Annotated in this window: 16 protein-coding genes; all 16 read left to right on the forward strand. The window is 45.5% G+C overall.

Features of this window, described 5'->3' with window-relative positions:
• The first annotated feature begins 320 nt into the window (after positions 1 to 320).
• The 16 genes from AC1DP6_RS15370 (at position 321) to hisF (ending at position 15,405) form a co-directional block, all read left to right on the forward strand.
• Positions 321 to 824, forward strand: coding sequence for a DUF1016 N-terminal domain-containing protein (locus tag AC1DP6_RS15370; RefSeq protein ID WP_477055611.1), 504 nt, complete (start codon positions 321 to 323; stop codon positions 822 to 824).
• Positions 797 to 1,330: a PDDEXK nuclease domain-containing protein gene (locus AC1DP6_RS15375; protein WP_477055612.1), complete on the forward strand. Its 534-nt coding sequence runs from the start codon at positions 797 to 799 to the stop codon at positions 1,328 to 1,330. Before AC1DP6_RS15370 ends, AC1DP6_RS15375 begins: the two co-directional genes overlap by 28 nt.
• A gap of 312 nt (positions 1,331 to 1,642) precedes the next feature.
• The gene (gene hisG, locus AC1DP6_RS15380; protein ID WP_477021645.1) at positions 1,643 to 2,497 is read left to right on the forward strand and encodes an ATP phosphoribosyltransferase; all 855 of its coding nucleotides are present in this window, start codon (positions 1,643 to 1,645) and stop codon (positions 2,495 to 2,497) included.
• A 15-nt stretch (positions 2,498 to 2,512) separates the two neighbouring features.
• Positions 2,513 to 3,793, forward strand: a complete 1,281-nt coding sequence (gene hisD, locus AC1DP6_RS15385) for a histidinol dehydrogenase (RefSeq protein ID WP_477055613.1) — start codon at positions 2,513 to 2,515, stop codon at positions 3,791 to 3,793.
• 23 nt (positions 3,794 to 3,816) lie between these two features.
• Complete coding sequence (gene hisC, locus AC1DP6_RS15390) at positions 3,817 to 4,890, forward strand: histidinol-phosphate transaminase (protein ID WP_477055614.1); 1,074 nt, start codon at positions 3,817 to 3,819, stop codon at positions 4,888 to 4,890.
• On the forward strand, positions 4,887 to 6,023 hold the full coding sequence (gene hisB / locus AC1DP6_RS15395) for a bifunctional histidinol-phosphatase/imidazoleglycerol-phosphate dehydratase HisB (protein ID WP_477055615.1): 1,137 nt from the start codon (positions 4,887 to 4,889) through the stop codon (positions 6,021 to 6,023). Before hisC ends, hisB begins: the two co-directional genes overlap by 4 nt.
• Positions 6,024 to 6,267: 244 nt before the next feature.
• Positions 6,268 to 7,680: an anthranilate synthase component I family protein gene (locus AC1DP6_RS15400; protein ID WP_477055616.1), complete on the forward strand. Its 1,413-nt coding sequence runs from the start codon at positions 6,268 to 6,270 to the stop codon at positions 7,678 to 7,680.
• Position 7,681: 1 nt separating this feature from the next.
• On the forward strand, positions 7,682 to 8,251 hold the full coding sequence (locus tag AC1DP6_RS15405; protein ID WP_477021650.1) for an anthranilate synthase component II: 570 nt from the start codon (positions 7,682 to 7,684) through the stop codon (positions 8,249 to 8,251).
• 82 nt (positions 8,252 to 8,333) lie between these two features.
• Complete coding sequence (trpD, locus tag AC1DP6_RS15410; protein ID WP_441572427.1) at positions 8,334 to 9,329, forward strand: anthranilate phosphoribosyltransferase; 996 nt, start codon at positions 8,334 to 8,336, stop codon at positions 9,327 to 9,329.
• 11 nt (positions 9,330 to 9,340) lie between these two features.
• Positions 9,341 to 10,141, forward strand: a complete 801-nt coding sequence (trpC, locus tag AC1DP6_RS15415; protein WP_477055617.1) for an indole-3-glycerol phosphate synthase TrpC — start codon at positions 9,341 to 9,343, stop codon at positions 10,139 to 10,141.
• Positions 10,142 to 10,148: 7 nt separating this feature from the next.
• Positions 10,149 to 10,784: a phosphoribosylanthranilate isomerase gene (locus tag AC1DP6_RS15420; protein WP_477055618.1), complete on the forward strand. Its 636-nt coding sequence runs from the start codon at positions 10,149 to 10,151 to the stop codon at positions 10,782 to 10,784.
• A 6-nt stretch (positions 10,785 to 10,790) separates the two neighbouring features.
• The gene (trpB, locus tag AC1DP6_RS15425) at positions 10,791 to 11,999 is read left to right on the forward strand and encodes a tryptophan synthase subunit beta (RefSeq protein ID WP_477055619.1); all 1,209 of its coding nucleotides are present in this window, start codon (positions 10,791 to 10,793) and stop codon (positions 11,997 to 11,999) included.
• A gap of 8 nt (positions 12,000 to 12,007) precedes the next feature.
• Entirely contained in the window at positions 12,008 to 12,781 is a 774-nt protein-coding gene (gene trpA / locus AC1DP6_RS15430; RefSeq protein WP_477055620.1) for a tryptophan synthase subunit alpha, read from the forward strand.
• A gap of 116 nt (positions 12,782 to 12,897) precedes the next feature.
• Positions 12,898 to 13,491 carry an imidazole glycerol phosphate synthase subunit HisH gene (gene hisH / locus AC1DP6_RS15435; protein WP_477055621.1) on the forward strand — a complete coding sequence of 198 codons (594 nt, stop codon included), beginning with the start codon at positions 12,898 to 12,900 and terminating at the stop codon, positions 13,489 to 13,491.
• Position 13,492: 1 nt separating this feature from the next.
• On the forward strand, positions 13,493 to 14,638 hold the full coding sequence (gene hisA, locus AC1DP6_RS15440) for a 1-(5-phosphoribosyl)-5-[(5-phosphoribosylamino)methylideneamino]imidazole-4-carboxamide isomerase (RefSeq protein ID WP_477055622.1): 1,146 nt from the start codon (positions 13,493 to 13,495) through the stop codon (positions 14,636 to 14,638).
• Between the two features lie 11 nt (positions 14,639 to 14,649).
• The gene (gene hisF / locus AC1DP6_RS15445; RefSeq protein WP_477055623.1) at positions 14,650 to 15,405 is read left to right on the forward strand and encodes an imidazole glycerol phosphate synthase subunit HisF; all 756 of its coding nucleotides are present in this window, start codon (positions 14,650 to 14,652) and stop codon (positions 15,403 to 15,405) included.
• The last annotated feature ends 3 nt before the right edge of the window (positions 15,406 to 15,408 follow it).

The raw sequence follows: 15,408 nt of genomic DNA on the forward strand, positions 1-15,408 counted from the left end.
GGTAATGGAGTCGATGAAGTAGGAATTATGTATGCGTATCTTACGCAGAATGTCGCTTTTTGTGTGAAATATCAGACATTTTAAGTGACGAGAATACGTAGTACAATTTAAAAGATATTCCCACATGATTGTATCCGGTTAGTGTTATACTGGAAAGTAAATAATAGGGCGTATGAATTACACTATTTATGGGACTTTGCGATAATTTAATAACAGGTTAATTTATTTTTATTTCCTTTGAGATGCCTACTCCTGCTGAATTCTATTAGTTGAATTTTAATCGGATTATTTCATGTAAGTTTGAAGTATAACTATTAATCGTGCTAAAGAATTCTTTTGTAACAGATATAAAGAAAATGCTTTCGGCAGCAAGACAGAAAGTAAATAATTCTATTAATGCTGCAATGGTAGATGCCTATTGGAATATAGGGAAGCGTATTTTTGAAGAAGAGCAGCAGGGACAGGAAAGAGCTGATTATGGTGTTTTTCTGATAAAAGAACTTTCCAGGCAGTTAATTGAAGAGTTTGGAAAAGGGTTTGATGAAAGAGAATTACGCCGTATGAGGCAGTTTTATCAAACATTTTCAATTCGGGGCGCACTGCGCCCCGAATTGAGTTGGACACATTATCGTATTATATTACGGGTTGATAACCCTAGCGCCAGACAATACTATATTACAGAAACTGCAGACCAATCATGGAGTACCGCCAGCTTGAACGGAATATTAATACCCTTTATTATGAACGGCTGCTCTCTACGCAAAGTAAGAGGGAAGCCCTATTGGATCAAGAGAAAATGGAAAAGTCATCCTCTTTTGATGTGATAAAAAATCCTTATGTTTTAGAGTTTCTTGGATTAGAAAATCCAGTCGGGTATTCTGAAAGTGATGTTGAATCAGCAATTATCAGCAATCTACAAGCGTTTCTTTTGGAAATGGGTAAGGGCTTCTCATTTGTTGGAAGGCAATATCGGATTAAAACCGATACTAAAGTTTTTTACATAGATATGGTTTTCTATAATTATATTCTCAAGTGTTTTGTACTAGTCGATCTGAAAATAAATGAGTTGACACATCAGGATATTGGGCAGATGGATATGTATGTACGAATGTTTGAAGATCTTAAGAAAACGGAAGGGGATAATCCAACTATTGGAATTATCTTTTGTGCTGAAAAAGACCATACGCTGGTTAAGTACAGTATGTTAGAGGAAAATAAACAACTTTTCGCTTCAAAATATAGATTGGTGCTACCTACGGAAGAAGAATTGCGTGTAGAGTTGGAGCGCGAAAAGCAATTTATACGTGAACAAATTGAAAGGAAGGGATAACCTTGAAGGAACAGATATTACTGCAATGGAGAGCCTTTGGATTGATGTGTTATAACGGGTCAACGACGATTTATATCAGAACTTATATATAAGCACTTATATTTAAATTTCACGTTAATTCCAAAAAAAACCTTTGATGTTTCATTTTACTTACTATTTTTGCACTCGAATTATGAAGACAAACATACATATCCATCATCACCACCATTTCTTGCCAACGCGGTAGGCTGGGATGATAATGTGTATATCACTATATTAAATCATCAACAGGGGCTTACCGGAAAGGTAAGCCCCTTTTTATTTTTACCCAGGATGAAATTGAAAATTGCAATCCAGAAATCCGGCCGCCTGCACGATGATTCCATCAAATTATTGAAGGAATGCGGTATCGACATCAACAACGGTGTTAACAAGCTGAAAACAGAAGCGACCAACTTTCCGCTGGAAGTGTTTTTCCTGCGGGATGATGATATTCCGCAATACATTGAAGATGGTGTGGCTGATATTGGAATTGTAGGAGAAAATGTAGTGCTGGAAAAACAAAAACAGGTAAATATTGTTCAGAAGCTGGGCTTCGGAAAATGTCGCTTGTCGATGGCCGTGGAAAAATCAGTGGAGTACACTTCCGTGAAAGACCTGCACAACAAAAGAATTGCGACCAGCTATCCCGTGATAGTGGAAGAATTCCTGCAACGTAATGGCATCACTGCGGAAATTCACGAAATCAGCGGATCGGTGGAAATAGCACCTGGCATTGGTTTGGCCGATGCTATCTGTGACCTGGTGAGCAGCGGCTCTACTTTATTCATGAATGGCTTGAAAGAAGTAGAAACCGTACTGAAATCAGAAGCAGTGCTGGCGGCTTGTCATGACCTGAAACCGGAACAACAACTGCTGCTGGATAAATTATTGTTCCGCATACAGGCAGTGAAAAAAGCGAAGAATAATAAATACATCCTGCTCAATGCGCCCAATGATAAACTGAATGAAATCATTGGATTGCTGCCAGGTATGAAAAGTCCTACAGTACTGCCTTTGGCAGAAGCTGGCTGGAGCTCCGTTCACTCTGTACTGAATGAAAATGATTTCTGGGATATCATCGAAAGCCTGAAGGCAGCCGGTGCACAAGGTATCCTGGTAGTGCCCATTGAAAAAATGGTGATCTAAAAAAACTGTGTAACGATGCAAACAACCAGATTTCCTGATAAAAGTACGTGGAATACCCTGTTGCAACGGCCTGTGATGGATACATCGGCACTGGAAAAAAAGGTGAACGATATTCTGAAGGAAGTACGCAGCGGTGGCGACCAGGCCATCAAAAAATTTGCAGCCGAATTTGATAAGGTGACGCTGGAAAATATACAGGTACCACCCGCTGCTTTTGCGGCAGCAGAAGATACGCTGGAACCTGCACTGAAAGCAGCGATACAGCAGGCGGCAAAAAATATTACTACTTTTCACCGCGCACAGCAGGAAAAGGTACAGATGATAGAAACCATGCCCGGCGTACAATGCTGGCGCAAACCGGTAGCTATTCAAAAAGTAGGTTTATATATCCCCGGTGGTTCGGCTCCATTATTTTCTACTATCCTGATGTTGGGTATACCAGCCATGATAGCAGGTTGTAAAGAGATAGTACTTTGCACGCCCTCACTGCATCCCGCCATATTATACACGGCGCAGCTGATAGGCATTGAAAAAGTATTTACGATTGGCGGCGTGCAAGCCATAGGCGCTATGGCCTACGGTACCGAAACAGTACCACAGGTGTATAAAATATTTGGTCCCGGCAATCAGTACGTGACCTGTGCCAAACAGCTGGTCAATAAAAGCGGCGTAGCTATCGACATGCCGGCAGGCCCTTCTGAAGTGGCTGTGCTGGCGGATGATAGCTGTATCCCTGATTTTGTGGCCGCAGATCTGCTGTCACAGGCGGAACATGGTCCTGATAGCCAGGTAGTACTGGTGACCACCAGCGAAAAGGTGATCACCGATGTTACCAATGCCCTGAATGCACAACTGGAAAAGCTGCCACGCAAAGGCATTGCTACAGCAGCACTGGAAAACAGTAAAATGATCCTGGTAGCCGATATGGATACGGCGATGGAAATGCTGAATGCCTACGCACCGGAACATTTGATTTTAGCCTGTAATGGGGCCGAAAATATCGCCGACAAGGTAACGGATGCCGGATCTGTTTTTATGGGAAATTATACCCCTGAAAGTGCAGGCGATTACGCGTCCGGTACCAATCACACCCTGCCTACAAATGGCTATGCCAGGGCATATAGCGGCGTATCGCTGGACAGCTTCGTGAAAAAGATTACTTTCCAGCAGATTTCTCCCGAAGGGCTGCAGCATATTGGCGCTACTATAGAAGCCATGGCAGCGGCAGAGGGGCTGGAAGCACATAAAAATGCCGTCACCGTAAGATTGCAACAGCTGGAAAATTCCCGCTCATAAATAACTAATAATAATTCATTAATATGTTCAATCTCGATACCCTCGTAAGGGAAAACATAAAAAGACTGGTACCGTATTCCACGGCCAGAGACGAGTTTAAAGGAGAGGCGACCATTTTCCTGGATGCAAATGAAAATAACTTCGGATCACCATTGCCGGTAAATTATAACCGCTACCCCGATCCGTTGCAATGGAAGCTTAAATATAAAATGGCCGATGTGAAAGGCGTACCGCTACAAAACATTTTTATCGGCCATGGCAGCGATGAAGCCATCGATGTGCTTTACCGCTGTTTCGTCAACCCGGGTACGGATAATGTAGTCCTTTGCCCGCCTACCTATGGCATGTATGAAGTGAGTGCACACATCAACGATGCGGTGATCCGCAAAGTGAGTCTCACGGAAGACTTTCAGCTGGATATCCCCGCGCTGCAACAGGCGATCGACGGAAATACCAAACTCATTTTCATCTGTTCTCCCAACAACCCTACCGGTAACTCTATCAACCGCTCAGATATTGAATTACTGCTGAATAATTTTGATGGGATTGTAGTGATAGATGAAGCATATATCAACTTCTCCCGTCAGAAAACATTTATCCAGGAGCTCACAGAATACCCTAACCTGGTAGTGCTGCAAACCATGTCCAAAGCATGGGGACTGGCAGGACTCCGAATAGGAATGGCTTTCGCCAGTGAGGATATCATCAATACTTTCAATAAAGTAAAACCTCCCTATAATATCAGTCAGGCTACCAGCGAACTGGCTTTGCAGGCCCTGGACAACGTGAGCCAGGTAAATGAATGGATCCGCGAAATAGTGATAGAACGTGATCTGCTCTCTGCTGCACTGATACAACTGCCGGAAGTACTGGAGATCTACCCCAGCGATGCCAGCTTTATCCTGGTGAAAACCACGGATGCAAAAGGCATTTACAATCATCTCATTGAAAAAGGTATTGTGGTGCGTGACCGCTCCAAAGTAGAACTTTGCATGGGCTGTTTACGTATCACCATCGGCACACCCGCTGAAAACCTGCACCTGCTGGAGGTATTGAAATCTTTCAACCTGAAAAAAGAAACACCTGTATCTGCATGAAACGAGTTCTCTTTATAGACCGTGATGGTACCCTGATCAAAGAAGTACCGCCAACCTACCAGATCGATAGCCTGGAAAAAGTGGAGTTCTATCCCAAAGTATTTGTGAATATGGCGCGGATAGCCGCTGAGCTGGATTATGAACTGGTAATGGTCACCAACCAGGATGGCCTGGGAACGGCCTCCTTCCCGGAAGATACCTTCTGGCCTGCCCAGCAGATGATCATGAAGGCATTTGAAAATGAAGGGGTAAAGTTTGATGAAGTATTCATTGACCGCTCTTTTCCGGCAGATAATGCCCCTACCCGCAAGCCCCGCACGGGTATGCTCACCAAATACCTGGATGGCAGCTACGACCTGGCCAACTCCTTTGTTATCGGCGATCGTATCACCGATGTACAATTGGCCAAGAACCTTGGCGCTAAAGCCATCTGGATCAAGGAAGATGCCGGTTTGGGCGCCGCCGAAATCAGTGACGACGTGGCTGCCCTGCAACCCGTAATAGCGCTGGAGTCTACCGACTGGAACCGTATCTATGAATTCCTGAAACTGGGATTAAGAACGGTAAGGCATGTACGAAAAACAAACGAAACAGATATCAGCATTGAACTGAACCTGGATGGTACCGGCAAAGCCAATATCCACACCGGCCTGGGCTTTTTTGATCATATGCTTGACCAGATTGCCCGCCATGGCGCTATGGACCTGAATATTACCGCCAAGGGGGATCTGCACATAGACGAACATCATACTATTGAGGATACCGGCATTGCGCTGGGAGAAGCCATCGCCAAAGGTCTGGGAGATAAACGCGGTATCGAAAGATACGGTTTCTGCCTGCCCATGGATGATTGCCTGGCCCAGGTAGGTATTGACTTTGGTGGCCGTAACTGGCTGGTATGGGAAGCGGAATTTAAAAGGGAGAAAATAGGGGAGATGCCTACCGAAATGTTCTATCACTTCTTCAAATCCTTCTCAGATGGCGCAAAAGCCAACCTGAACATCAAGGCAGAAGGAGAAAATGAGCACCATAAGATAGAAGCCATTTTCAAAGCCTTCGCCAAGGCCATCAAAATGGCGGTGAAGCGCAACCCGTATAATATGCAGTTGCCCAGCACCAAAGGGGTACTTTAACTTTCTTTTCAAAAAAGGAAAATAATATTTGCATTTTCTGAAAAAAAGTTTCAAATTTGTCTCGCTATGCAAAATATCATTACAAACAAACATTGGTGGTGGCACGGAATCAATTCCTGATCTGTGTTACAGTGCCATGTTTCGTTTAGAAATATATTTGGAAGGCCCGCTGTTACACAGCGGGCCTTCCGCTTTTTCAGCCCTTCCCATTTTAATATAAAACAAACACTTCACCCAATACATCATGCGTACCATCCAAGTAAAAACGAGATCCAAACAGATGCTGGCAGACATTTTCACGCCAGTGGGAATATATCTGCGGTTGCGCGATAAATTCCCGGGTTCTATCCTCCTTGAAAGCACCGACTACAGGGCCAGTGACAACAGTTATTCGTTTATTTGTGTGAAGCCTATTGCAGGTATTGAAGTTACCTCTACCTCACACTTTGAATTCAAGTATCCCAACCTGCCCGTAGAAAAGAAAGAACTGAAGAATAAACAACAGGTACTGGATGAAATGGAGCAATTTCTCGGCAACTATTCTTTCAGCGGCAACCACCCCGTACCAATGGCGCAGAGCCTCTTCGGCTACACCACCTTCGACGCCGTTCAGTTTTTCGAAACCATTGAATTCAATAAAAAGAAACAACAGGCGGACAATACCATCCCATTGATGCGTTACCGCTACTATCAATATGTAATAGCGATCAATCACTTTAAAGATGAACTCTATCTTTGTGAAAACCAGGTAGAAGGCGTTGACAGCGAGTTTGAACTGCTTGAATCACTCATCCGGCACAAAGATTCCCCCGGGTATCCGTTTGCCACTACCGGAGAAGAAGAAAGCAATATGACGGACGCGGAATATATGCAGATGGTAGAACAAGGCAAACAACACTGCTTCCGCGGAGATGTTTTCCAGGTAGTACTTTCCAGAGCTTTCCAGCAATCCTTCAAAGGCGATGAATTCAACGTTTACCGCGCCCTCCGCTCCATCAACCCCTCTCCTTATCTTTTCTTCTTCGATTACGGCGATTATAAATTAATGGGTTCCTCACCGGAAGCACAGATCGTGATTACGGATGGTAAAGCTACCATTCACCCCATTGCCGGCACTTTCCGCCGTACCGGAGATGATGCACAGGATAAATTACTGGCAGAGAAACTGTTGCAGGATCCGAAAGAAAACGCGGAACACGTGATGCTGGTGGATCTGGCCCGGAATGATCTTAGCAGAAATGCAACGGAGGTAGAAGTAGCTTCTTACAGACAGGTACATTTCTATTCCCACGTCATTCACCTGGTCAGCGAAGTAACCGGAAAGGTAGATCCGAAGCTGAATCCGTTTACCCTTCTGGCATCTTCTTTCCCGGCAGGTACGCTGTCAGGAGCACCGAAATACCGCGCCATGGAAATCATTGATCAGTACGAACCCACTGCGCGTGGCTTCTACGGTGGTTGTATAGGAGCTGTTGGTTTCAACGGCAACTTTAACCACGCCATCATGATCCGCTCCATACTCAGCAAGATGAATACGCTGTACTATCAGGCCGGCGCCGGCGTGGTAGCTAAATCGGTGGCTTCTTCTGAACTGGAGGAAGTAAACAACAAACTCAATGCGTTAAAACAAGCCATTCTGCTGGCACAAAAAATTTAGTATGAACATCCTCGTCTTTGATAACTACGACTCTTTTACATACAACCTCGTTCACCTCGTGGAAAAAATCATCAACGGTAAAGTAACCGTGGTACGCAATGATGAAATTCCACTGGAAAAAGTAAACGACTACGATAAAATAATTTTATCGCCCGGCCCTGGTATTCCGGAAGAAGCAGGATTATTACTGCCACTCATCAAAGAATATGCACCCACCAAATCCATCTTCGGCGTTTGTTTGGGGCAACAGGCCATCGGACAGGCTTTTGGTGCTTCGCTCACTAACCTGAAAGAAGTATATCACGGTGTAGCCACCAACATAAATATCATTAAGGAAGATGGCCGCCTGTTTAAGGGTTTGCCCAGGCAAATACTGGCCGGTCGCTATCACTCCTGGGTAATTGATGAATCCACCCTGCCCGCTGAATTGACCATCACCGCCAAAGATGAAGATGGTTTTATCATGGCATTACAGCATAACAAATATGATGTAAGCGGTGTACAATTCCATCCGGAAAGTGTACTCACCCCGGAGGGCGAAAAGATTGTGAGAAACTGGTTAAGCCTGTAATGACAGCCATTCATCCTAACCAATTTCAGTGAAACATCCATCCATCTAACTAACAGCTAACTGCTAAAAGCTAACAGCTAACATGAAAAAGATTCTTAATTACCTCTTCGAACATAAAACCTTTAGCCGCGAAGCTGCTAAAGATATTCTTATCAGCATCTCCAAAGGCATGTATAATGAAAGCGAACTGGCTGCTTTCATGACGGTATACCTTATGCGCAGCATCACCATCGATGAGCTGCTGGGCTTCCGTGATGCACTGCTGGAACTCTGCGTACCCGTAAATCTGAACGGTTATGATGTACTCGACATCGTAGGTACAGGCGGGGATGCAAAAAATACCTTTAATATTTCTACCTTGTCGTGCTTTGTGGTGGCAGGAGCCGGCGCAAAAGTAGCCAAACACGGTAACTATGGCGTATCTTCTGTCAGTGGTGCTTCCAATGTAATGGAGCTGGTAGGCTACAAATTCAAAAGTGATGACGCCAAACTGAGAACAGAACTGGAAGATTCAGGCATTTGTTTTCTCCATGCACCGCTGTTTCATCCTGCGCTGAAGCATGTTGCCGGTATCCGCCGTCAGCTTGGTATCCGTACGTTCTTTAATATGCTGGGTCCATTGGTAAACCCGGCGCTGGCCAAACATCAGCTGATTGGCGTATATAGCCTGGAAATGGCAAGGGTATACAACTACCTGTTCCAGCAAACAGACAAACAGTTTGTGATTGTTCACAGCCTGGATGGCTACGATGAAATATCACTCACCGCAGATACCAAAGTGATCACCAACAAAGGTGAACAGGACTGGACCCCGGAACAGCTGGGTAAACGTAAAGTACACCAGGAAGATATCTACGGAGGTAATACCACAGAAGAAGCCGCAAAGATCTTTATGAAGATCCTGAAAGGAGAAGGTACCTGGGCACAGAATTCCGTTGTATTTGCCAACGCTGCAATGGGACTGTACAGCCTCGGAAAATATAATTCGTATGAAGATTGTTTCGCCGCCGCGGTAGAATCCCTGGAGTCGGGCAATGCACATACAGCATTTAAAAAACTGATTGCATTGCAGTCGTAGGAACGTTTATCATGAAGAATATTTTAGCAGAAATAGTTGCTCATAAACACATTGAAGTAGCTGCCCGCAAGTTACAGCGCAGCGCATCGGACCTGCAACAGTCTCCCGGATTTGCCCGCGAAGCATTATCACTCTGTCAGTTTCTGCAACAGCCGGAAAAGACAGGTATCATCGCGGAATTCAAACGCCGCTCTCCTTCAAAAGGAGTGATTAACGGGAACGTAACGGTACAACAGGTAACAACAGCGTATACCCGTTATGGCGCCTCCGGCTTATCTGTACTCACAGATGAGAAATATTTCGGTGGCTCCTCCGATGACCTGCAACAAGCCCGCAGCTTCAACCAGATCCCTATTCTGCGTAAAGATTTTGTGATAGATGAATACCAGATCCTGGAAGCAAAAGCCATTGGTGCAGACGTGATCCTGCTGATCGCAGAATGCCTGGATGCTGCACAGGTAGCATACCTGGCAGCATTTGCGCACAACCTGGGACTGGAAGTATTGCTGGAAGTACACAGCGAAGCACAACTGGAAAAAGTAACGGCACATACACACCTGGTAGGTGTGAATAACCGTGACCTGATCACTTTTGAGGTAGACTTTAACCGCTCCTGTCAACTGGCGCCAAAAATTCCAGCCGATAAAGTGAAAGTAGCAGAAAGCGGCATCAACGATCCCGCTGCGATCGTCACCCTGAAAGCGGCTGGATTCCAGGGCTTCCTGATTGGAGAACATTTCATGAAGCAGGAAGATCCTGCCCGTGCATTCGAAAATTTTGTACAAACACTCCATGACCTGGAACACAAATAATCATCCCATGCGTATAAAAGTTTGCGGCATTACAAGAATAAATGATTTGCAGGCGCTGGTAGCTAATAGCGTGGATTATGCAGGATTTATTTTTTATGAGAAATCACCCCGTTTTGCCGGCAACAAAATAGACGCAAGATCAGTAAGGGAAACAACCGGTATTCAAAAGGTAGGTGTATTCGTAAATGCTTCACAGGAACAGATACAACGCACCATCGCCGATTACGACCTGGACCTGGTGCAGTTGCACGGTGATGAAACACCGGAGTTTTGCGCCGCCATCCGGCAAACCATTCCGGTGATCAAAGCTTTTCGTATAGGTGATAACGTTAACTGGCAAGCGGAGCTGGCGCCGTTTATTCCCGTAACAGATTATTTCCTTTTTGATACCGCCTCCGTAAAAGGATATGGCGGCACCGGCGAACGCTTCAACTGGGAACTGCTGACTACTTACCCTTTTGACCATCCCTTCTTTTTAAGCGGTGGCATTGGCCCGGATCAGGCAGCAGACATCAGCGAAATACAATTGCCGGCCCTGTTTGCAGTAGATGTGAACAGCAGGTTTGAAGACAGCCCCGGTGTTAAAAACATCGCGTTGGCAGAACATTTTGTAAAACAAATTCATTCATCAATAATAAAATAAGCGGTCATGGATATTGCGATTAATACCGGCAACTCCAGGTATCAGGTGGATAAGAATGGCTATTATGGCAGATTTGGCGGGGCATACATTCCTGAAATGTTATATCCCAATGTAGAAGAATTACAAACCCAATATCTCGGCATACTCAGCGATCCCTCCTTTCAACAGGAGTTTGAAGCCCTGCTGACAGATTACGTAGGCAGACCTTCCCCTTTATATTTCGCTAAACGTTTGTCTGAAAAATATAAAGCAAAAATTTATCTCAAAAGGGAAGACCTGAATCATACAGGCGCACATAAAGTAAACAACACCATCGGCCAGATTCTGCTGGCAAAGCGTTTGGGTAAACACCGCATCATCGCCGAAACCGGCGCCGGACAACATGGCGTAGCTACAGCTACGGTATGTGCACTCATGGGCATGGAATGCGTGGTGTATATGGGCAGCATCGACATTCAAAGACAGGCCCCCAACGTAGCCCGCATGAAAATGCTCGGTGCTACTGTGGTACCTGCTACCAGTGGCAGCCAAACCCTGAAAGACGCTACCAACGAAGCTATACGCGACTGGATCAATAATCCGGTAGATACACATTATATTCTCGGTACCGCTGCCGGTCCGCATCCATACCCCGATATGGTAGCGCGTTTGCAGTCGGTGATCAGCGAAGAAATAAAAAAACAACTGTTGGCTAAAACCGGTAGCGAAGATCCTAACTATGTAGTGGCCTGTATAGGTGGCGGCAGCAATGCGGCCGGCGCTTATTTCCATTACCTGGACCGGGAAAATGTGAAACTGGTGGCCGTAGAAGCTGCCGGTAAGGGAGTACATAGCGGTCATTCTGCTGCTACCACCCAGCTCGGCACCATCGGTATCATCCATGCCAGCAAAACGCTGCTCATGCAAACCAACGACGGGCAAATCACTGAACCGTACTCTATCTCCGCAGGACTGGATTACCCGGGCATCGGACCTATGCACGCCCACCTGTATGAGTCAGGCCGGGCACAGTTCCTGTCTGCTACCGATGACGAAGCCCTCGCTGCTGCCTATGAACTGAGCCTGCTGGAAGGAATTATTCCTGCTATGGAATCAGCACATGCCCTTGCGAAGCTGAAAGACCTGACCCTGAAGGAAGATGATGTGGTGGTAGTATGCCTTTCCGGCCGCGGTGATAAAGACCTGGATACCTATATCCGTCACATGAATAAATAAAATGGATTATGCAAAATCGTATTGATCAACTGTTTGCCAAAAAGCAACACGGCGTTTTAAATATATATTGCACGGCTGGTTTTCCGCAGTTAAATGATACCCTGCCGGTAATGACATCCCTGCAACAGCATGGGGCGGATCTCATTGAACTGGGTATGCCTTTCTCCGATCCCCTGGCGGATGGCCCGGTGATCCAGGACAGCAGCACCAAAGCCCTGCAGAATGGAATGAGCCTGCACACCCTTTTCGATCAGCTGGCTGGTTTCAGGAAGAGTATACACGTACCCGTTATCCTTATGGGATACTTTAACCCGGTATTAACTTACGGCGTAGAAGCCTTCTGTGCCAAGTGCGCGGAAGTAGGTATCGATGGTATCATTGTACCGGACCTGCCCATGGCGGAGTTTGAAAATGAATACAGGCCCGTGTTTGAAAAATATAACCTGCATCTCATTTTCCTGGTAACACCTGAAACAAGCGAAGCCCGGATCCGGAAAATAGACAGCCTGAGCAAAGGGTTTCTCTATGCCGTATCTTCTTCTTCCACTACAGGGAAGGACAAGGACATGAATGATCAGCAGGCTTATTTTGAGCGACTGCAAAAATTGCAACTCACCAACCCTGTATTAATTGGTTTTGGTATAAAAGATAAAGCTACTTTTGATACGGCTTCGGCGCATGCCAATGGTGCTATTATCGGCACTGCCTTTATTAAAGCCATTGAACACAGCCAGAACATTGATAAGACGGTTCAGGAATTTATTGAAAGAATTACGAATTAGGAATTACGAATTACGGATTTGTAGGGAGATGAAAGCAAATATTCTTCCCATTGGTATCTCCCCATAAATCCATACTCCGTAGGTCGTAATTCGTAATTCGTAATTCGTAATTTTTTATGAAAACAGTTATTATAAAATACAACGCCGGTAATATTCGCTCAGTGCAGTTTGCACTCGAGCGTTTAGGCGTTAGCGGTACTGTTACAGATGATCACGAAGAGATCATGGCAGCCGACAAAGTGATTTTTCCCGGTGTGGGAGAAGCCAGCACGGCCATGCAGTACCTGAAAGAAAGAAAACTGGACAAGGTCATCGCCGGCCTGCAACAGCCGGTACTGGGCATTTGCCTCGGTATGCAGCTGTTGTGCAAACACTCGGAAGAAAACGATACGGACTGCATTGGTGTTTTTGATACGCCCGTGAAGCGCTTCCAGTCACCAGTGGAAAACCTGCTTAAAATACCGCAAATAGGCTGGAATAATATTACTGGTCTGCATAGCGTGGTGTTTGAACATGTGCCCGAAAATGCCTACATGTACTTCGTGCACAGCTATTATGCCGCACTCGGCGCAGATACCGTAGCCATCACCAATTATGTAATTAACTACAGTGCTGCCCTGCAGAAAGATAATTTCTACGCGGTACAGTTTCACCCGGAGAAATCTGCTGAAGCAGGTGCGCGTATTATTGAGAACTTTTTGAACCTTTAAGATGAATATCCGCCAGATCAGTGCAGATGATACCTTGCAGCTTCGCAGGGATGTGATGTATCCTAATGAACCATTATCTGCTGTTAAAGTAGACCATGATGCAGATGGGTTACACTTCGGTGTTTTTGATCATGGACAACTGGTAACAGTAGTATCCCTTTTCCTGGGCCGCGACAGTGCCCAGTTTCGTAAGTTGGCTACCACACCGGCTGCACAGGGAAAAGGCTATGGCAAAGCGATACTCACACACCTCGTTGATATCTGCAAAAAAGAACGAATAAAACTGCTTTGGTGTAATGCCCGTGAAACAGCCGTTAGCTTTTACGATAAGCTGGGCTACACCACAAAAGGCGATTATTTTATAAAAAGCGGTATCTCCTTCGTCAGGATGGAACTACCGCTGGACCTGAATAATATGACAGCTAAACGTTTCGAAATAATACCCGCCATCGATATCATTGATGGTAAATGTGTAAGGCTCACCCAGGGCGACTATAGCCAGCAGAAAATTTACAACGAACACCCGCTGGAAGTAGCCAAGGAATTTGAAGCCATAGGAGTGAAACGTCTGCACCTGGTAGACCTTGATGGCGCTAAAAAAGGACAGGTAGTTAACTGGAAAGTGCTGGAGAATATTGTGGGTAAAACCAGCCTGGTAACAGATTTTGGCGGCGGTATCAAAACCGGAAAAGATATTGACATCGTGTTCGAATGCGGTGCCGCATTAGCCACCATTGGTAGCGTAGCGGTAAAGCAGCCGGAGTTGTTTTTCAGTTGGGTAGCACAATACGGCGCCGATAAAATATTTTTGGGTGCCGATGTGAAAGAGGAAAAAATCGCGGTAGGTGGATGGCTGGAAACAACCGATCTCTCTGTATTTGATTTCCTGGAAAGCAATATCGCACAGGGGGTTACCAATATCTTTTGTACAGATATTGCTAAAGATGGTCTGTTACAGGGCCCGTCTACAGAGCTATACAAAAAAATTATTGAACGCTTTCCGTCAATTAACTTTGTGGCCAGCGGTGGCGTAAGTAATATTGAAGACGTGGCAGCCTTACAGGAAATTGGCTGTAGCGGCGCTATTATCGGTAAAGCTATCTACGAGGGTAACATCTCTATGGAAGCATTAAAAACATTCCTGTAAATTATTAGCACATGTTGACCAAACGCATCATACCATGCCTGGATATCAAAGACGGACGTACCGTTAAGGGTATCAACTTCGAAAATATCCGCGATGCCGGCGATCCGATTGAACTGGGTGCTTTATATGCCACACAGGGCGCTGATGAACTGGTATTCCTGGATATCACGGCTACGAATGAACGAAGAAAAACACTGGCCGAACTGGTTACCCGTATTGCACGCCATGTGAATATTCCTTTCACCGTAGGTGGCGGAATTTCTTCTGTGGAAGATGTAAATGTACTACTGCAATCCGGCGCGGATAAAATATCCGTAAATACCTCCGCATTCAAAGACCCGGCACTGGTAGACAGGCTGGCCCGCGAATTTGGTAGTCAGTGCATTGTGCTGGCCATTGATACCCGTTTCGAAGACGGCGACTGGTACGTGTACCTGAATGGTGGCCGCGTGAAAACAGACGTGAAAGCTTTTGACTGGGCCAAAGAAGCGGTAAACCGCGGCGCCGGTGAAATCCTCCTCACTTCTATGAACAACGACGGTACCAAAAAAGGTTTTGCACTCGATATTACCGCACAACTGTCTCAAAATCTCAACGTGCCTGTTATCGCCTCCGGTGGTGCAGGTAACATGGAACATTTTGTAGACGTATTTGAAAACGCACAGGCGGATGCTGCACTCGCTGCCAGCATCTTCCACTATAAAGAAATAGAAATACCTGCGCTCAAAACCTTTCTTTACAACAAAGGGGTGAACGTAAGATTTTAGTGA

It is taken from the genome of Chitinophaga sp. 01L420 (assembly GCF_056399985.1).